General features: G+C 65.7%; 26 protein-coding genes and 1 pseudogene. All 27 read right to left on the reverse strand.

Annotation, left to right across the window (positions count from 1 at the left end):
- Positions 1-129: pseudogene (locus tag AQJ27_RS54675) on the reverse strand (DNA-directed RNA polymerase subunit alpha); the annotation flags it as partial.
- 115 nt (positions 130-244) lie between these two features.
- Complete coding sequence (rpsK, locus tag AQJ27_RS13725) at positions 245-649, reverse strand: 30S ribosomal protein S11 (protein WP_003956432.1); 405 nt, start codon at positions 647-649, stop codon at positions 245-247.
- Between the two features lie 64 nt (positions 650-713).
- The gene (gene rpsM, locus AQJ27_RS13730; protein WP_060901485.1) at positions 714-1,094 is read right to left on the reverse strand and encodes a 30S ribosomal protein S13; all 381 of its coding nucleotides are present in this window, start codon (positions 1,092-1,094) and stop codon (positions 714-716) included.
- 211 nt (positions 1,095-1,305) lie between these two features.
- Positions 1,306-1,419 (reverse strand): 50S ribosomal protein L36, encoded by a 114-nt coding sequence (gene rpmJ / locus AQJ27_RS13735; RefSeq protein WP_003998809.1) that lies wholly within the window; start codon positions 1,417-1,419, stop codon positions 1,306-1,308.
- A 69-nt stretch (positions 1,420-1,488) separates the two neighbouring features.
- Complete coding sequence (gene infA / locus AQJ27_RS13740) at positions 1,489-1,710, reverse strand: translation initiation factor IF-1 (RefSeq protein WP_003948620.1); 222 nt, start codon at positions 1,708-1,710, stop codon at positions 1,489-1,491.
- Between the two features lie 579 nt (positions 1,711-2,289).
- On the reverse strand, positions 2,290-3,126 hold the full coding sequence (gene map, locus AQJ27_RS13745; RefSeq protein WP_067367076.1) for a type I methionyl aminopeptidase: 837 nt from the start codon (positions 3,124-3,126) through the stop codon (positions 2,290-2,292).
- Between the two features lie 105 nt (positions 3,127-3,231).
- The gene (locus tag AQJ27_RS13750; RefSeq protein ID WP_067367079.1) at positions 3,232-4,449 is read right to left on the reverse strand and encodes a hypothetical protein; all 1,218 of its coding nucleotides are present in this window, start codon (positions 4,447-4,449) and stop codon (positions 3,232-3,234) included.
- 226 nt (positions 4,450-4,675) lie between these two features.
- A complete protein-coding gene (locus AQJ27_RS13755) occupies positions 4,676-5,056 on the reverse strand; it encodes a hypothetical protein (protein ID WP_067367082.1) in 381 nt (126 codons plus the stop codon).
- Positions 5,057-5,232: 176 nt separating this feature from the next.
- Positions 5,233-5,883 carry an adenylate kinase gene (locus AQJ27_RS13760; protein WP_067367086.1) on the reverse strand — a complete coding sequence of 217 codons (651 nt, stop codon included), beginning with the start codon at positions 5,881-5,883 and terminating at the stop codon, positions 5,233-5,235.
- Positions 5,883-7,196 carry a preprotein translocase subunit SecY gene (gene secY / locus AQJ27_RS13765; RefSeq protein ID WP_067367088.1) on the reverse strand — a complete coding sequence of 438 codons (1,314 nt, stop codon included), beginning with the start codon at positions 7,194-7,196 and terminating at the stop codon, positions 5,883-5,885. Before secY ends, AQJ27_RS13760 begins: the two co-directional genes overlap by 1 nt.
- A 228-nt stretch (positions 7,197-7,424) precedes the next feature.
- Positions 7,425-7,880: a 50S ribosomal protein L15 gene (gene rplO / locus AQJ27_RS13770; protein WP_067367091.1), complete on the reverse strand. Its 456-nt coding sequence runs from the start codon at positions 7,878-7,880 to the stop codon at positions 7,425-7,427.
- A gap of 2 nt (positions 7,881-7,882) precedes the next feature.
- Positions 7,883-8,065 (reverse strand): 50S ribosomal protein L30, encoded by a 183-nt coding sequence (gene rpmD, locus AQJ27_RS13775; protein WP_060901490.1) that lies wholly within the window; start codon positions 8,063-8,065, stop codon positions 7,883-7,885.
- 2 nt (positions 8,066-8,067) lie between these two features.
- Positions 8,068-8,670: a 30S ribosomal protein S5 gene (gene rpsE, locus AQJ27_RS13780; protein WP_055513610.1), complete on the reverse strand. Its 603-nt coding sequence runs from the start codon at positions 8,668-8,670 to the stop codon at positions 8,068-8,070.
- A gap of 41 nt (positions 8,671-8,711) precedes the next feature.
- A complete protein-coding gene (gene rplR / locus AQJ27_RS13785; RefSeq protein WP_067367094.1) occupies positions 8,712-9,095 on the reverse strand; it encodes a 50S ribosomal protein L18 in 384 nt (127 codons plus the stop codon).
- Positions 9,096-9,098: 3 nt separating this feature from the next.
- Positions 9,099-9,638: a 50S ribosomal protein L6 gene (gene rplF / locus AQJ27_RS13790; protein WP_067367096.1), complete on the reverse strand. Its 540-nt coding sequence runs from the start codon at positions 9,636-9,638 to the stop codon at positions 9,099-9,101.
- A 24-nt stretch (positions 9,639-9,662) separates the two neighbouring features.
- Positions 9,663-10,061, reverse strand: a complete 399-nt coding sequence (gene rpsH, locus AQJ27_RS13795; protein ID WP_055614920.1) for a 30S ribosomal protein S8 — start codon at positions 10,059-10,061, stop codon at positions 9,663-9,665.
- Between the two features lie 210 nt (positions 10,062-10,271).
- Positions 10,272-10,457: a type Z 30S ribosomal protein S14 gene (locus tag AQJ27_RS13800; RefSeq protein ID WP_003948630.1), complete on the reverse strand. Its 186-nt coding sequence runs from the start codon at positions 10,455-10,457 to the stop codon at positions 10,272-10,274.
- 5 nt (positions 10,458-10,462) lie between these two features.
- Positions 10,463-11,020: a 50S ribosomal protein L5 gene (gene rplE, locus AQJ27_RS13805; RefSeq protein ID WP_067367099.1), complete on the reverse strand. Its 558-nt coding sequence runs from the start codon at positions 11,018-11,020 to the stop codon at positions 10,463-10,465.
- A complete protein-coding gene (gene rplX / locus AQJ27_RS13810; RefSeq protein WP_067367101.1) occupies positions 11,020-11,343 on the reverse strand; it encodes a 50S ribosomal protein L24 in 324 nt (107 codons plus the stop codon). The genes rplE and rplX overlap by 1 nt, the downstream gene beginning before the upstream one ends.
- Positions 11,344-11,345: 2 nt before the next feature.
- The gene (gene rplN / locus AQJ27_RS13815; protein WP_003998823.1) at positions 11,346-11,714 is read right to left on the reverse strand and encodes a 50S ribosomal protein L14; all 369 of its coding nucleotides are present in this window, start codon (positions 11,712-11,714) and stop codon (positions 11,346-11,348) included.
- A gap of 200 nt (positions 11,715-11,914) precedes the next feature.
- Positions 11,915-12,199 carry a 30S ribosomal protein S17 gene (rpsQ, locus tag AQJ27_RS13820; RefSeq protein ID WP_067367104.1) on the reverse strand — a complete coding sequence of 95 codons (285 nt, stop codon included), beginning with the start codon at positions 12,197-12,199 and terminating at the stop codon, positions 11,915-11,917.
- Complete coding sequence (gene rpmC, locus AQJ27_RS13825) at positions 12,199-12,423, reverse strand: 50S ribosomal protein L29 (protein ID WP_003998824.1); 225 nt, start codon at positions 12,421-12,423, stop codon at positions 12,199-12,201. The genes rpsQ and rpmC overlap by 1 nt, the downstream gene beginning before the upstream one ends.
- Positions 12,423-12,842, reverse strand: coding sequence for a 50S ribosomal protein L16 (gene rplP / locus AQJ27_RS13830; protein WP_010986348.1), 420 nt, complete (start codon positions 12,840-12,842; stop codon positions 12,423-12,425). Before rplP ends, rpmC begins: the two co-directional genes overlap by 1 nt.
- A gap of 5 nt (positions 12,843-12,847) precedes the next feature.
- Positions 12,848-13,684 (reverse strand): 30S ribosomal protein S3, encoded by an 837-nt coding sequence (rpsC, locus tag AQJ27_RS13835; RefSeq protein ID WP_067367107.1) that lies wholly within the window; start codon positions 13,682-13,684, stop codon positions 12,848-12,850.
- Positions 13,684-14,031 (reverse strand): 50S ribosomal protein L22, encoded by a 348-nt coding sequence (gene rplV / locus AQJ27_RS13840; RefSeq protein ID WP_003974262.1) that lies wholly within the window; start codon positions 14,029-14,031, stop codon positions 13,684-13,686. Before rplV ends, rpsC begins: the two co-directional genes overlap by 1 nt.
- Positions 14,032-14,072: 41 nt before the next feature.
- Positions 14,073-14,354: a 30S ribosomal protein S19 gene (gene rpsS, locus AQJ27_RS13845; RefSeq protein WP_015035577.1), complete on the reverse strand. Its 282-nt coding sequence runs from the start codon at positions 14,352-14,354 to the stop codon at positions 14,073-14,075.
- A gap of 12 nt (positions 14,355-14,366) precedes the next feature.
- Positions 14,367-15,203: a 50S ribosomal protein L2 gene (gene rplB, locus AQJ27_RS13850; protein WP_020132633.1), complete on the reverse strand. Its 837-nt coding sequence runs from the start codon at positions 15,201-15,203 to the stop codon at positions 14,367-14,369.
- Positions 15,204-15,241 lie beyond the last annotated feature (38 nt).

The following is a 15,241-nucleotide window of genomic DNA, read 5'->3' on the forward strand; positions in this document are numbered from 1 at the left end:
CAGGAGGGTCCGGCGAAGGGAGTTGCCGAGGGTGTAGCCGAAGCCCGGCTCCAGCGGCTCGATCACGAACCGGGAGCGGAATTCGTCGACGACCTCTTCGGTCAACGAGGGACGCTGAGCAATCAGCATGTTGCGATCCTTCAGTCATGGGCGCCCGCTATTTGACGCCCTGCTGCTACTGCAAGGGTACGGGCGGCACGCCTCCGAAGAGACGTACCGCCCGCAACCTCAAGACAACCGAGCCTCAGACGCGGCGGCGCTTGGGCGGACGGCAGCCGTTGTGCGGGGTGGGGGTGACGTCCTGGATGGAGCCGACCTCGAGGCCAGTGGCCTGGAGGGAGCGGATCGCGGTCTCGCGACCGGAGCCCGGGCCCTTCACGAAGACGTCAACCTTGCGCATGCCGTGCTCCTGCGCGCGACGGGCGGCCGACTCGGCAGCCATCTGCGCGGCGAAGGGGGTGGACTTGCGCGAGCCCTTGAAGCCGACGTGGCCGGCGGAGGCCCAGGAGATCACGTTGCCCGAGGGGTCCGTGATCGAGACGATGGTGTTGTTGAACGTGCTCTTGATGTGAGCGTGCCCGTGAGCGACGTTCTTCTTTTCCTTGCGGCGCACCTTCTTGGCAGCGCCCTGACGACCCTTGGGGGGCATCTATTACTCCTACGGGAGGTGGTCGGTCCTACAGCGAAGACCGCTGATAAGCGTCCGCTGAGGACTACTTCTTGCCCGGCTTCTTCTTGCCGGCGATGGCGCGACGCGGGCCCTTGCGGGTACGAGCGTTCGTGCTGGTGCGCTGACCGTGGACGGGCAGGCCACGACGGTGGCGCAGACCCTGGTAGCAGCCGATCTCGACCTTGCGGCGGATGTCGGCCTGAATCTCGCGACGGAGGTCACCCTCGGTCTTGATGTTCGCGTCCACGTACTCGCGGATCTTGACCAGCTCTTCTTCGGAGAGGTCACGAACGCGGGTGTTCGGGTTCACGCCGGTCTCGGCCAGCGTCTGCTGGGAAAGGGTCCGGCCGATGCCGAACACGTAGGTCAGGGCGACCTCCACACGCTTTTCGCGAGGGATGTCAACACCGGAAACGCGTGCCATTCAATGGCTCCAGTTGTCGTTCGGAGGTCTTCCGCAGAACCGGATCCCGCCCGCCGTCCTCTCCTCTTGACGAAGATTCGGTACGAACCGGGTCCCCGGCCTCCGACCGGGGGTGTCAGGCCTGAAGAGACTCAGTCCTGGATTCTGCGTATGAACATGTACTGCTTGCGTCGCGCGAAGTATCTGCGGATGCAGAAGGTGCGGTCGTGCGTCAGCCCTGGCGCTGCTTGTGGCGCGGGTTTTCGCAGATGACCATGACCCGACCGTGACGGCGGATCACCCTGCACTTGTCGCAGATCTTCTTGACGCTCGGCTTGACCTTCATTGGTGAGGTTCTCCGGGTCAGTGCCACCCCCCGCGTCCCGGAACCGGGAACACGGAGTAAGGGCAAGATCTACTTGTACCGGTAGACGATGCGGCCACGCGTCAGGTCGTACGGAGACAACTCCACCACGACCCGGTCGTCAGGGAGGATGCGGATGTAGTGCATACGCATCTTGCCGCTGATGTGTGCCAGGACCTGGTGGCCGTTCTGGAGCTCGACCTTGAACATGGCGTTCGGAAGAGACTCGACGACAGTGCCCTCGATCTCGATGGCACCTTGCTTCTTGGCCACGCTTCGCCCTTCGAATCGACTACCTTGATCGACTTCGCACGAGCGCATGCAGACATGCGGGTGCACGAGAGCCGACGAGTCAGTCTACGTCAGGCCTCTCGGAAAGACGAATCGAGAAAGAATGCCCCACTACGGAGATCGTTAAGCAACGGGGGTCGTCCACACGTCACCACGGACCTCCCGGACCGGCACCACGAAGACGTACGGCGATCACATCGCCACCCGCCGTATCCGACCGGTACCCCCGCCCGACCACCGCGATCCCCCACACTCCACCGACCCCCGACCTGGCCCGCCCACATCAGGCCCACGGTTCCACCACCACCGGGCCACCGGGTCCGCCACCACCGGGCCACCGGGACCGGCGCCGCCAGACCACGGGTCGGGCGCCATCGACCACGCGGGTCCAGCGCCGCCAGACCAACGGGTCCGGCGCCGTCAGGCCACGCGGCTCCGGCGCCATCACACCAACGGGGCGGGCGCCGCCAGGCCACGCGGGTCCAGGGCCATCAAACCAACGGGGCGGGCGCCGCCAGGCCACGCGGGTCCAGGGCCATCGGACCAACAGGTCCGGCGCCGTCAGGCCAGCGGGTCCGGTGCCGCCGTGATGCCGTGTTCCGCCAGCTTGGCCTTGCCGCCGTCCGGGGCGGTGAGGACCAGCGGGCCCTCCTCCGTCAACGCCACCGAGTGCTCCCAGTGCGAGGACCACGTGCCGTCCGTCGTGATGACGGTCCAGTCGTCCTCCAGCACCTCGGTCCGCGGCGTGCCCAGGGACACCATCGGCTCGATGGCCAGGCAGAAGCCGGGGACCAGCTTCGGACCCTTGCCGCGCCGCTTCTCGACGTAGTTCAGCAGGTGCGGGTCCATGTGCATCTCGGTGCCGATGCCGTGACCGCCGTAGTCCTCGATGATTCCGTACTTGCCGCCGCCGGGCTTCGGCTGGCGGCGGATGTACGTCTCGATCGCACGCGAGACGTCGATGAGCCGGTTGCCCTGCTTCATCGCGGCGATGCCCGCCCACATCGACTCCTCGGTCACCCGGGAGAGCTCCAGCAGCTCCGGGGCGTGACCGGAACCCACGAACGCGGTGAACGCGGCGTCGCCATGCCAGCCGTCGATGATCGCTCCGGCGTCGATGGAGATGACGTCGCCGTCCTTGAGGACGACCTCGTCGGACGGGATGCCGTGGACCACGACCTCGTTCACCGAAGTGCAGATCGTCGCGGGGAAGCCGCCGTAGCCGAGGAAGTTCGGCTTCGCGTCGTGCTCGGCGAGCACCTTGCGCGCGGCCTGGTCCAGATCCATGGTCGTGGCCCCGGGCACCGCTGCCTCACGCGTCGCCGCGTGGATGGCGGCGACGACCAGCCCCGCCTCACGCATCTTGGCGATCTGCTCGGGGGTCTTGATCTGCACCATCAGCTCTGCCTTCTTACGGGTGCCGGTCCGGTTTTGTACACCACAACAGTACGGCCCCCGGCGATGTGGCAACACGTGGTCCCGCCGGTCACGGCCGCAGCCCGGTCAGCGCCGGGTGAATACCGGGAACCAGCGGCTCTCGTCCTGCGCCTTCGCCGACCGGAAGCCGGAAAGCGGAGTGACCTTGCCGTCCAGGCCGACCAGGAGCAGCTGGTTGCGGAACTCCCCCGTACCGGGCTTACAGCGCTCGGGATCGCACCGCCAGGCGATGAGGTGACTGTTGTCGGCCCACGCGAGAAGCTGCTGGCCGGGGACCACCGCGGCCCGCTTGCCGGTCTTCGCGTTCCGTACCTCGGAGACGATCTTGTCGCCCTCCCCCACGAAGGCGCCGGTCACCAGGTTTCCGTCGGGGGACCAGACCGCTCCCGGGTTGGACTGACGCGCTTCCTGATCCGGGGCAGGCATCGTCTTGCCGGTCACGTCGTAGTAGCTCACGCCCGCCTTGTCGTCGCCGGGTCCCCACACCAGCTTCCCGTCACGGCTCCACTGGAAGTCCTGACGCCCACCGGCGGGGATCCCCTGCTCGCCTTTCTTGGCCGGCAGCCCGACGAAGTCCGCCTTGCCGGAGGCGACATCGATCACATAGAAGCCGGTGCGGCTCTGCTTCGGCCCCGGCACGGTCTTGCCGTTCCACCGGTAGGACGCGTCCTTGAACAGACCGTCCGGGTTGAGGCCGTACGCCGTCGCCAACAGGCGTTTGCCGTCCGGTGAGAACTGCACACCGCCGACGCTCCTGTCGACCTTGATCCAGCGCTGCACCTTGCCCGTGGCCAGGTTCAGCAGTCCTATCCGGTCGACGGGCAGATCGCGCTCGAGCACCGCTGCGGTCCGCGTCCCGGGGGCGACGTCCAGCCAGGCCCAGTCGGTCTTCTCGTACCGCTCGGTGGTCGTGTTGAGCAACCGCCACTCGTAGGTGCCGATCGCGTTCCCGTTCGGCTGCTTCACGAGTTTCATCGTGTAGTACGCCGAGACGGCGGCCCTCCCCGCCGCGATCAGCTCTCGAGGCGGCGACTGGTCCGGGTGCGCCGCCACGCCCGTGACATCGGGCGCGCTCGCGGGCCGCCCATGCGCTTCACCGCCGCGCAGGGCGAGCGACACCGCGATCCCCGCGGCGGCGACCGCCGCGACGACGGCGACCACCACGAGACGTCGAGTCTTGCGACGGCGCAGCAGCGGTTGTGGCCGTTCGGCGGAGTCCGCGGCCGGTCGCGCCTCTGGAGAGGACGTTTTGAGCGCCGCGCGGGCATGCGGGTCGGGAGCCATGCTCGTACCTCCACGGGAGAGACGACTGGGACAGGAATCTGGCCGGCTGGTGTGAAAGACAACGAAGGAGTTCACCGCGTACGGGGCCTCTGCGCCACGGACAACGACCCCTGCGCCACGGACAACGAAGGGGCTGCTCCCGCAACACCGGAGCAGCCCCTCTGCAGTTGATCTCAGCCCACGAGCAGGTCAAGCGTCATGGGTCGAGAGCGAACTCATCCGCGGTTTACTCGTTGAACCAGCTCGGCGACCAGACGGCAGCGCCGCCACCGTGCCACCAGACCTCCATCTTGTAGACGGAGAGCTGGCCGATGTTCTCGCCCTTCTTGTCGCAGCCGGAGTCACCGCCGTCGTCAAGAGTCCACAGCTGCGACTCGATGCCGGCGGAGTTCCGGACCCACAGAGCACCGGTCACCCCGTAGCCGTCGGCCTTGGTGTCACAGACCGAGAACACGTCGCCGTCGTCGTGGAAGTGCATGTATCCACGGCTCGACGGAAGGTTGATCTGCTTGTCGCTGTCGGCCTGCGCCGAAGCGCTCACCCCGACGACCAGGGCAGCGGACGCGCCGACGACTGCGGCGGCTCGAGCGAGCTTTGACTTGATCATGATCCCTCTTTCCCCAATGAGGTTGCACAACACCGGTGTTGCCGATGTGATTGCAGTGATCCGAACACTAGTTCACCCGCGCGGGGCATGTCCACATCAAATCATTACTTGACGATCATGACAAAGGCTGCTCCGGACCAGCCGGAGCAGCCTTGTCGTCGTCCTCGCAACCCTGGTCAGGGCCGCGGCAGAGCCCCCATGGCGCGTCCCGTGACCTCTTCCACCTTGCCGAGGGCCGAGATCGTGACCACCAAGCCCTGGGACTTGTAGTAGTCGATGATCGGCTCGGTCTGGCTGTGGTAGACCTCCAGGCGCTTGCGCACCGTGTCCTCGGAGTCGTCGTCACGCTGGTACAGCTCGCCGCCGCAGACGTCGCAGACGCCTTCGCTCTTCGGCTGCTTGTACGTCACGTGGAAGACGTGCGCCGAGTCGTTGCGGCAGATGCGGCGGCCCGCGATGCGCTTGACCACCTCGTCCTCGGGGACCTCCAGGTCCAGCACCGCGTCCAGCTTCATGCCCTCGGTCTTGAGCATCTCGTCGAGCGCCTCGGCCTGCGAGACGTTACGAGGGAAGCCGTCCAGCAGGAAGCCGTTCACGGCGTCCGGCTGCTCCATGCGGTCCTTGGCCATCCCGATGGTGACCTCGTCGGGCACCAGGTTGCCGGCGTCCATGTACGCCTTGGCCTGCTTGCCCAGCTCCGTGCCCTGGCTGATGTTGGCGCGGAAGAGGTCGCCCGTGGAGATGTGCGGAATCCCCAGGTTCTTGGCGAGGAACGCGGCCTGCGTTCCCTTCCCGGCACCGGGCGGCCCGACGAGGACGATTCGCATCAGCGGAGGAACCCTTCGTAATTGCGCTGCTGAAGCTGGCTCTCGATCTGCTTCACCGTCTCGAGACCGACACCCACGATGATCAGGATGCTGGTACCACCGAACGGGAAGTTCTGGCTTGCCCCGAAGCCAACCAACGCCACCGTCGGTACGAGAGCGATCAGACCCAGATACAGCGAACCCGGCCAGGTGATCCTGTTGAGCACGTAACTGAGGTACTCAGCGGTCGGTCGGCCAGCCCGGATGCCCGGGATGAAGCCACCATACTTCTTCATGTTGTCGGCGACTTCTTCGGGGTTGAAGGAGATCGCCACGTAGAAGAACGCGAAGAACACGATCAGCAAAAAGTACATGGTGATGTAAATCGGGTGGTTGCCCTTGGTCAGATTCTGCTCAACCCAGGTTTTCCAGCCGGAAGTGTCCTTGGAGAACTGGGCGATCAGCGCCGGGATGTAGAGCAGCGACGACGCGAAGATGACGGGAATCACACCCGCCTGATTCACCTTCAACGGGATGTAGGTGGACGTACCGCCGTAGGACCGGCGGCCGATCATGCGCTTCGCGTACTGGACCGGAACGCGGCGCTGGGCCTGCTCGACGAAGACCACCAGGCCGACCATGACGAGGCCCACGAGGATGACCGTGCCGAACTCGATCCAGCCTCCGGCCAGCGTGCCCTGCGTCTTGATCGCCCACAGCGCGGACGGGAACGTCGCGGCGATCGAGATGAACATGAGGATCGACATACCGTTGCCGATGCCCCGGTCGGTGATGAGCTCGCCCAGCCACATGACGACGCCCGTACCGGCGGTCATGGTGACGACCATCACGACGGTCTGGAAGATCGACTGGTCAGGAACGATCTGGTTGGCCACCTGGCAGCCACTGAACAGGGCGCCGCTGCGGGCGGTCGCGACAAGGCCGGTGCCCTGAAGGATCGCCAGCGCCACTGTCAGGTAACGGGTGTACTGCGTGATCTTCGCGGTGCCGGCCGAACCCTCCTTCTTGAGGGCTTCGAGGCGCGGGATCACCACCGTCAGCAGCTGCAGGATGATGCTCGCCGTGATGTACGGCATGATGCCGAGCGCGAAGATCGTGATCTGCAGCAGTGCGCCACCACTGAACATGTTGACCAGCCCGAACAGACCCTGGTTGCCCTTGGCCACGTCGATGCAGGTCTGGACGTTCTTGTAGTCGACACCTGGGATCGGTACGTGGGTACCGACCCGGTAGACCACGATGATGGCGAGCGTGAAGAGCAGCTTCTTGCGCAGGTCGGGCGTCTTGAACGCCCGGGCGAACGCGGTGAGCACGGTGCCTCCTGCGACCCCCGCGCAACTGCGTCAGAGGTGACGGTCTTGAGGTTCGACGAATAGGTAGGTATCGGTCGACTGCCGTCCGATGGAACGCCGGACGAAAGTCGGCAGTGCAAGTCACCTTACCGGCGAGACTGCCCCCCTAGGAACGACCAACCGGGGATACCCCTTTTATAGGGGCACCCCCGGTCGGGATCGCTCATGTCATCGAGACGCCTGAAAAGGTCAGACGAGCTCGGTGACGGTACCGCCGGCGGCGGTGATCTTCTCCTTGGCGGAGCCGGAAACGGCGTCAACCGAAACCTGCAGCGCGACGGAGATCTCGCCCTGGCCGAGGACCTTGACGAGGCTGTTCTTGCGAACGGCACCCTTGGCGACGAGACCCTCGACGGTGACCTCGCCACCCTCCGGGTACAGCGCGCCCAGCTTGTCGAGGTTCACGACCTGGAACTCGGTCTTGAACGGGTTCTTGAAGCCCTTCAGCTTCGGGAGGCGCATGTGGAGGGGCATCTGCCCGCCCTCGAAGCGCTCCGGAACCTGGTAGCGGGCCTTCGTGCCCTTGGTACCACGACCGGCCGTCTTACCCTTCGACGCCTCACCACGACCCACACGGGTCTTGGCGGTCTTGGCGCCCGGGGCGGGACGGAGGTTGTGGATCTTGAGCGGGTTGTTCTCCGCCATGATCAGTCGACCTCCTCAACCGTCACGAGGTGGCGGACGGTGTGCACCATTCCGCGGAACTCGGGGCGGTCCTCCTTGACGACCACGTCGTTCAGGCGCTTGAGCCCGAGCGAACGCAGGGTGTCGCGGTGGTTCTGCTTGCTGCCGATGTACGACTTCGTCTGCGTGATCCTGAGCTGAGCCATGATTACGCACCCGCTCCCGCACGCGCACGAAGCAGAGCCGCGGGGGCGACGTCCTCGAGGGGCAGACCACGGCGGGCCGCGATCTCCTCGGGACGCTGCAGGCCCTTGAGGGCCGCCACGGTCGCGTGCACGATGTTGATCGCGTTGGACGAGCCGAGCGACTTCGACAGGATGTCGTGAACGCCGGCGCACTCGAGCACCGCACGCACCGGGCCACCGGCGATAACGCCGGTACCGGGGGAAGCAGGCTTGAGCAGGACGACGCCCGCAGCCTTCTCGCCCGTGATCGGGTGCGGGATGGTGCCCTGGATACGGGGGACCTTGAAGAAGTGCTTCTTGGCCTCCTCAACACCCTTGGCGATGGCGGCCGGCACCTCCTTGGCCTTGCCGTAGCCCACACCGACGGTGCCGTCACCATCGCCCACCACGACCAGCGCGGTGAAGCTGAAGCGACGACCACCCTTCACAACCTTGGCGACGCGGTTGATCGCGACAACGCGCTCAACGTACGCGGTCTTCTCGGCAGCAGCGCCGCCGTCACGGCCCTTCCGGTCCCGCCGCTCGCCGCCACCGGCACCGCTTCCGCGGCGCTGGGGTCCAGCCATTGGAATTACCTCTCTCTGTTTCCGCTAGCTACGGAACCGACTCAGAACTTGAGTCCGGCTTCGCGGGCGGCGTCCGCCAGAGCGGCAATGCGCCCGGCGTACTGGTTACCACCACGGTCGAATACGACAGCCTCGACACCGGCGGCCTTGGCGCGCTCGGCGACAAGGGCGCCGACCGACTTGGCCTGCGCGGACTTGTCGCCCTCGCCACCACGGACCGTGGTGTCCAGGGTCGACGCCGACGCGAGGGTGTGACCCTTAACGTCGTCGATGACCTGGGCCACGATGTGGCGGTTGGAGCGCGTCACGACCAGGCGCGGCCGCTCAGCCGTACCGGAGATGTGCTTCCGGATGCGGATGTGACGACGCTTGATGGCAGCACGCTTGTAAGCGTCGCCCTTAGCAATCTTGACACCGTATGCCATGGCTTACTTACCCGCCTTTCCGACCTTGCGGCGGATGACTTCGCCTTCGTACTTGACGCCCTTGGCCTTGTACGGGTCGGGCTTGCGCAGCTTGCGGATGTTGGCCGCAACCTCTCCGACCTTCTGCTTGTCGATGCCCTCGACCGAGAACCGCGTCGGGTTCTCGACCTTGAAGGTGATGCCTTCGGGGGCCTCGACGGTGATCGAGTGGCTGTAGCCGAGCGAGAACTCCAGGTTGGAGCCCTTCGCCAGGACGCGGTAACCGACACCGCTGATTTCGAGCTTCTTCACGTAACCCGTGGTCACGCCGGTGATCATGTTCGCCACCAGCGTGCGGGACAGGCCGTGCAGGGCCTTGTTCTGACGCTCGTCGTTCGGGCGGGTGACATTGAGAATGCCGTCCTCACCCTTGGCGACCTCGATCGGCGCCGCGACGGTGTGGGAGAGGGTGCCCTTGGGGCCCTTCACCTGGACCGTACGGCCGTCGATGGTGACGTCCACGCCGGCGGGAACCGTGATGGGGAGCTTGCCAATACGCGACATAGCTGTTTCCTCCGTTCCCTTCCGTTACCAGACGTAGGCGAGAACTTCTCCGCCTACGCCCTTCTTGCCGGCCTGCTTGTCGGTGAGGAGACCGTGCGACGTGGAGATGATCGCCACGCCGAGGCCACCGAGCACCTTGGGCAGGGAGGTGGACTTCGCGTACACACGCAGACCCGGCTTCGAAATCCGCTTGATGCCCGCGATGGAGCGCTCACGGTTCGGGCCGAACTTCAGCTCGAGGACGAGCTTCTTGCCGACCTCGGCGTCCTCGACCTTCCAGCCGGTGATGAAGCCCTCCTGCTGGAGGATCTCTGCGATGTGCGACTTGATCTTGCTGTGCGGCATCGCGACATCGTCGTGGTACGCCGAGTTCGCGTTACGCAGACGAGTAAGCATGTCTGCGATGGGATCAGTCATGGTCATGAATTGGCCTTCGGCCTCTCTCGCCGGGGTTTCCTGTATGCGCCATCCCTCTCCCCACTCAGTGGCGGGACGGGTGCGGTGCGGGGACCTACGGCGTAGTAAGTCGTACGGGCGTCAGGCGCCCAACCCTCCTAGCCTAAGCCATGGAGGGCAGGGCACCTGACCGAACCCTTTACTTACCGAGAGCCCTGGAATCCCTTGTTGGGGGGACTACCAGGAGCTCTTGGTCACGCCCGGCAGCTCGCCACGGTGAGCCATCTCACGAAGGCAGACGCGGCACAGGCCGAACTTGCGGTACACGGAGTGCGGACGACCGCAGCGCTGGCAGCGCGTGTAGCCACGTACGCCGAACTTGGGCTTACGAGCAGCCTTGGCAATCAGAGCCTTCTTCGCCATCTCGCTTACGCCTCCTTGAAGGGGAAGCCGAGGTGACGGAGAAGGGCACGGCCCTCAGCGTCGTTGGTCGCCGTGGTCACCACGGTGATGTCCATGCCCCGGGTACGGTCGATCTTGTCCTGGTCGATCTCGTGGAACATGACCTGCTCCGTGAGACCGAAGGTGTAGTTGCCACGGCCGTCGAACTGCTTGGGGGACAGACCACGGAAGTCGCGGATGCGCGGCAGCGCGAGCGACAGGGTGCGGTCCAGGAACTCCCACATGCGGTCGCCACGGAGCGTGACGTGGGCACCGATCGGCTGACCCTCACGCAGCTTGAACTGCGCGATGGACTTGCGGGCCTTGGTGACGGCCGGCTTCTGACCGGTGATCGTGGTCAGGTCACGGACGGCACCGTCCATGAGCTTCGAGTCACGGGCGGCGTCGCCGACACCCATGTTGACCACAATCTTGACGAGGCCGGGAACCTGCATGACGTTCTCGTAGGAGAACTCCTCAAGCAGCTTGCCCGCGATCTCCTCGCGGTACTTCGTCTTGAGACGCGGAGTCGTGGTGGTAGCCATCAGATGTCCTCACCCGTCCGCTTGGCAACGCGAACCTTGTTGCCCTCATCGTCGAAGCGGTAACCGACACGCGTGACGACCTTGTTGCCGTCCTTCTCCACGACGAGCTGAACGTTGCTCACGTGAATCGGGGCCTCGGTCGTGACGATGCCGCCGGCCTGGGAACCGCTGGCGGTCGGGCCGGCCTTGGTGTGCTTCTTGACCCGGTTGACACCCTCGACCAGGACGCGCTCGTCGCGCGGGTAAGCGGCAATGACCTTGCCCTGCTTGCCCTTGTCCTTGCCGGTGATGACCTGAACCGTGTCACCCTTCTTGATCTTCATGCTTACAGCACCTCCGGCGCGAGCGAGATGATCTTCATGAACTTCTTCTCGCGCAGCTCACGGCCGACGGGGCCGAAGATACGGGTGCCGCGAGGGTCGCCGTCGTTCTTCAGAATGACGGCGGCGTTCTCGTCGAAGCGGATGTACGAGCCGTCCGGACGGCGGCGCTCCTTGACGGTGCGAACGATGACGGCCTTGACGACGTCACCCTTCTTCACGTTGCCGCCGGGGATCGCGTCCTTGACGGTGGCGACGATGACGTCACCGATGCCCGCGTAGCGGCGACCGGAGCCACCGAGCACACGGATGCAAAGGATTTCCTTCGCCCCCGTGTTGTCGGCGACACGCAGTCGCGACTCCTGCTGGATCACGTCTATCTCCTGATTGTCTGCCGGTTCCCGCGGGGATCCCTTTCGGGTCGCCCCGCGAGCCTGGCGGAACCGTCCTGCGGGTAAGCCCCGCAGGAATTACTTGGCCTGTTGAGGGAGAAAACCTCCGCCGGGGGCCGGGCACCTGACGGTGCGGCAGGCCCCCGGCGGGGGGCAACGGGGGGAGCGGGCCCCCCGTTTGATTACTTCGCCTTCTCGAGGATCTCCACGATGCGCCAGCGCTTCGTCGCGGACAGCGGACGCGTCTCCATGAGGAGGACGCGGTCGCCGATACCCGCGGCGTTCTGCTCGTCGTGGGCCTTCAGCTTGCTCGTACGGCGGATGACCTTGCCGTACAGGGCGTGCTTGACGCGGTCCTCGACGGCGACGACGACGGTCTTGTCCATCTTGTCGCTGACGACGAGACCCTCACGGGTCTTGCGGAATCCGCGCGCCTCGGTCGTTTCAGTCACGTTGCTCTCGCTCATCAGGCGCTCTCCACCGTTTCGATGCCCAGCTCGCGCTCACGCATCAGGGTGTAGATCCGCGCGATGTCCTTGCGGACGGCCTTGAGCCGACCGTGGTTCTCGAGCTGACCGGTCGCCGCCTGGAAGCGGAGGTTGAACAGCTCTTCCTTGGCTTCGCGAAGCTTCGCGAGAAGCTCCTCGTCACCCAGTTCGCGCAGCTCGGACGCCTTGGTACCGGCCGACATCACGCTTCACCTGCCTCGCGCTTGACGATCCGGCACTTCATCGGCAGCTTGTGGGCTGCGCGAGTGAGGGCCTCACGGGCGATCTTCTCGTTGGGGTAGGACAGTTCGAACATGACCCGGCCCGGGTGCACGTTCGCGATCCACCACTCCGGCGAACCCTTACCGGAACCCATGCGGGTCTCGGCAGGCTTCTTCGTGAGCGGGCGGTCCGGGTAGATGTTGATCCAGACCTTGCCGCCACGCTTGATGTGGCGGGTCATCGCGATACGCGCGGCCTCGATCTGACGGTTCGTCACGTACGCCGGCGTGAGGGCCTGAATGCCGTACTCGCCGAACGAAACCTGCGTACCGCCCTTGGCCTGACCACGGCGCTTGGGGTGGTGCTGCTTGCGGTGCTTGACCCTACGGGGGATCAGCATGTCGGTCAGGCCTCCGTTCCGGTGCTCTCAGCCGGAGCGGCAGCCGCCGGAGCCTCGGCCTTGGGGGCCTCGGCAGCGGGAGCCTGCTGCGGCTTGCGGCCGCGGCCGCCACGCTCGCCACCACGGCCACCACGGCCGGCCGGGCGGTCGTTGCCGCCACCACGGGCCGGGCGGTTGCCGGCGCGGGCAGCGGCGTTCTCGGCGCGGACCTCGGCGATGTTCTTGACGTCGCCCTTGTAGATCCAGACCTTCACACCGATACGGCCGAAGGTCGTCTTGGCCTCGAAGAAGCCGTAGTCGACGTTCGCGCGGAGCGTGTGCAGGGGCACACGGCCCTCGCGGTAGAACTCCGAGCGGGACATCTCGGCGCCGCCGAGACGGCCACCACACTGGATCTTGATGCCCTTGGCGCCGGCCTTCATCGTGCCCTGCATGCTCTTACGCATGGCGCGACGGAAGGAGACGCGGGAGGACAGCTGCTCGGCAACGGCCTGAGCAACCAGCTGAGCGTCGGTCTCGGGGTTCTTGACCTCGAGGATGTTCAGCTGGACCTGCTTGCCCGTGAGCTTCTCGAGGTCACCGCGGATGCGGTCGGCCTCGGCGCCACGGCGGCCGATGACGATGCCGGGACGCGCGGTGTGGATGTCCACCCGCACGCGGTCACGGGTGCGCTCGATCTCAACCTTCGAGATACCGGCGCGCTCCATGCCGGACGTCATCATCCGACGGATGGCGACGTCTTCCTTGACGTAGTCCTTGTACAGCTTGTCGGCGTACCAACGGGACTTGAAGTCCGTGGTGATGCCGAGCCGGAACCCATGCGGGTTAACCTTCTGGCCCATTACCGGGTTCCTTCCTTGCTGCTGACGACCACGGTGATGTGGCTGGTCCGCTTGCGGATCCGGTAGGCACGACCCTGGGCGCGCGGACGGAACCGCTTCAGGGTCGGACCCTCGTCGACGTACGCCTCGGAGATGAAGAGGCTGTCGGCGTCGGTGTGGTCGTAGTTGTGCGCGGCGTTGGCAATGGCGCTGTCAAGCACCTTGCCGACCGGCACGCTCGCGGCCTGCGGGGCGAAACGCAGGACCGCCTGAGCCTCCGTGGCATCCATGCCACGGATAAGGTCCACCACGCGGCGGGCCTTCATGGGCGTAACGCGGATGTACCGCGCCTGGGCCCTGGCTTCCATGGTTGTCCTTCCAGTGTCTGTCATGGTCATTCCACCCCGCGTTAGCGGCGCTTCGACTTCCGGTCGTCCTTGACGTGACCCCGGAAGGTGCGCGTCGGCGAGAACTCGCCGAGCTTGTGGCCGACCATCGACTCGGTGACAAACACCGGAATGTGGGTCTTGCCGTTGTGCACCGCGATCGTGTGGCCGAGCATGGCCGGGATGATCATCGAGCGACGGGACCAGGTCTTGATGACGTTCTTGGTACCGGCTTCGTTCTGAGCGTCCACCTTCTTTACGAGGTGGCCGTCAACGAAGGGTCCCTTCTTGAGACTGCGCGGCATCTAAACCCGCTCCTAGCGCTTCTTGTTCGTCTTGCGGCGGCGGACGATGTACTTGTTCGAAGCCTTCTTCGGCGAACGAGTACGACCCTCCTTCTGACCCCACGGGGAGACCGGGTGGCGACCACCGGAGGTCTTGCCCTCACCACCACCGTGCGGGTGGTCAACCGGGTTCATCGCCACACCGCGGACGGTCGGGCGAACGCCCAGCCAGCGCTTACGGCCGGCCTTACCCCAGTTGATGTTGCTCTGCTCGGCGTTGCCGACCTCGCCGACCGTGGCGCGGCAGCGCTGGTCGACCAGGCGGATCTCACCGGAAGGCATACGAAGGTGGGCCATCGTGCCCTCCTTCGCGAGCAGCTGCACCGAGGCACCGGCGGAGCGGGCGAACTTGGCGCCGCCACCGGGACGGATCTCGATCGCGTGGATCGTGGTACCGACCGGGATGTTGCGGAGCGCCAGGTTGTTGCCCGGCTTGATGTCGGCCCCGGGACCGTTCTCGACGCGGTCACCCTGCGACAGGTTGCGGGGGGCGAGGATGTAGCGCTTCTCGCCGTCCGCGTAGTGAAGCAGCGCGATGCGCGCGGTGCGGTTGGGGTCGTACTCGATGTGCGCGACCTTCGCCGGCACGCCGTCCTTGTCGTGACGACGGAAGTCGATCACTCGGTAGGCGCGCTTGTGTCCGCCACCCTGGTGGCGAACGGTCACACGACCGGCGTTGTTACGGCCGCCCTTGCTGTGCAGCGGGCGGACCAGCGACTTCTCCGGCGTGGACCGCGTGACCTCGACGAAGTCGGCGACGGAGGAGCCACGGCGGCCCGGCGTCGTCGGCTTGTACTTGCGGATTCCCATTTCTCAGTCCTCGTCCGATATTCGGACCAGGGCGCTCC

The sequence above is a fragment of the Streptomyces olivochromogenes genome, from assembly GCF_001514115.1.
Lineage (GTDB): Bacteria > Actinomycetota > Actinomycetes > Streptomycetales > Streptomycetaceae > Streptomyces > Streptomyces olivochromogenes.

What these genes read in the sequence shown, in the direction of transcription:
- rpsK (WP_003956432.1), bottom strand. Translation starts at nt 649, where the DNA reads ATGCCCCCCAAGGGTCGTCAGGGCGCTGCCAAGAAGGTGCGCCGCAAG.
- rpsM (WP_060901485.1), bottom strand. Translation starts at nt 1,094, where the DNA reads ATGGCACGCGTTTCCGGTGTTGACATCCCTCGCGAAAAGCGTGTGGAG.
- rpmJ (WP_003998809.1), bottom strand. Translation starts at nt 1,419, where the DNA reads ATGAAGGTCAAGCCGAGCGTCAAGAAGATCTGCGACAAGTGCAGGGTG.
- map (WP_067367076.1), bottom strand. Translation starts at nt 3,126, where the DNA reads ATGGTGCAGATCAAGACCCCCGAGCAGATCGCCAAGATGCGTGAGGCG.
- AQJ27_RS13750 (WP_067367079.1), bottom strand. Translation starts at nt 4,449, where the DNA reads ATGGCTCCCGACCCGCATGCCCGCGCGGCGCTCAAAACGTCCTCTCCA.
- AQJ27_RS13755 (WP_067367082.1), bottom strand. Translation starts at nt 5,056, where the DNA reads ATGATCAAGTCAAAGCTCGCTCGAGCCGCCGCAGTCGTCGGCGCGTCC.
- AQJ27_RS13760 (WP_067367086.1), bottom strand. Translation starts at nt 5,883, where the DNA reads ATGCGAATCGTCCTCGTCGGGCCGCCCGGTGCCGGGAAGGGAACGCAG.
- rplO (WP_067367091.1), bottom strand. Translation starts at nt 7,880, where the DNA reads ATGGCGGAGAACAACCCGCTCAAGATCCACAACCTCCGTCCCGCCCCG.
- rpmD (WP_060901490.1), bottom strand. Translation starts at nt 8,065, where the DNA reads ATGGCTCAGCTCAGGATCACGCAGACGAAGTCGTACATCGGCAGCAAG.
- rpsE (WP_055513610.1), bottom strand. Translation starts at nt 8,670, where the DNA reads ATGGCTGGACCCCAGCGCCGCGGAAGCGGTGCCGGTGGCGGCGAGCGG.
- rplR (WP_067367094.1), bottom strand. Translation starts at nt 9,095, where the DNA reads ATGGCATACGGTGTCAAGATTGCTAAGGGCGACGCTTACAAGCGTGCT.
- rplF (WP_067367096.1), bottom strand. Translation starts at nt 9,638, where the DNA reads ATGTCGCGTATTGGCAAGCTCCCCATCACGGTTCCCGCCGGCGTGGAC.
- rpsH (WP_055614920.1), bottom strand. Translation starts at nt 10,061, where the DNA reads ATGACCATGACTGATCCCATCGCAGACATGCTTACTCGTCTGCGTAAC.
- AQJ27_RS13800 (WP_003948630.1), bottom strand. Translation starts at nt 10,457, where the DNA reads ATGGCGAAGAAGGCTCTGATTGCCAAGGCTGCTCGTAAGCCCAAGTTC.
- rplE (WP_067367099.1), bottom strand. Translation starts at nt 11,020, where the DNA reads ATGGCTACCACCACGACTCCGCGTCTCAAGACGAAGTACCGCGAGGAG.
- rplX (WP_067367101.1), bottom strand. Translation starts at nt 11,343, where the DNA reads ATGAAGATCAAGAAGGGTGACACGGTTCAGGTCATCACCGGCAAGGAC.
- rpsQ (WP_067367104.1), bottom strand. Translation starts at nt 12,199, where the DNA reads ATGAGCGAGAGCAACGTGACTGAAACGACCGAGGCGCGCGGATTCCGC.
- rpmC (WP_003998824.1), bottom strand. Translation starts at nt 12,423, where the DNA reads ATGTCGGCCGGTACCAAGGCGTCCGAGCTGCGCGAACTGGGTGACGAG.
- rplP (WP_010986348.1), bottom strand. Translation starts at nt 12,842, where the DNA reads ATGCTGATCCCCCGTAGGGTCAAGCACCGCAAGCAGCACCACCCCAAG.
- rpsC (WP_067367107.1), bottom strand. Translation starts at nt 13,684, where the DNA reads ATGGGCCAGAAGGTTAACCCGCATGGGTTCCGGCTCGGCATCACCACG.
- rplV (WP_003974262.1), bottom strand. Translation starts at nt 14,031, where the DNA reads ATGGAAGCCAGGGCCCAGGCGCGGTACATCCGCGTTACGCCCATGAAG.
- rpsS (WP_015035577.1), bottom strand. Translation starts at nt 14,354, where the DNA reads ATGCCGCGCAGTCTCAAGAAGGGACCCTTCGTTGACGGCCACCTCGTA.
- rplB (WP_020132633.1), bottom strand. Translation starts at nt 15,203, where the DNA reads ATGGGAATCCGCAAGTACAAGCCGACGACGCCGGGCCGCCGTGGCTCC.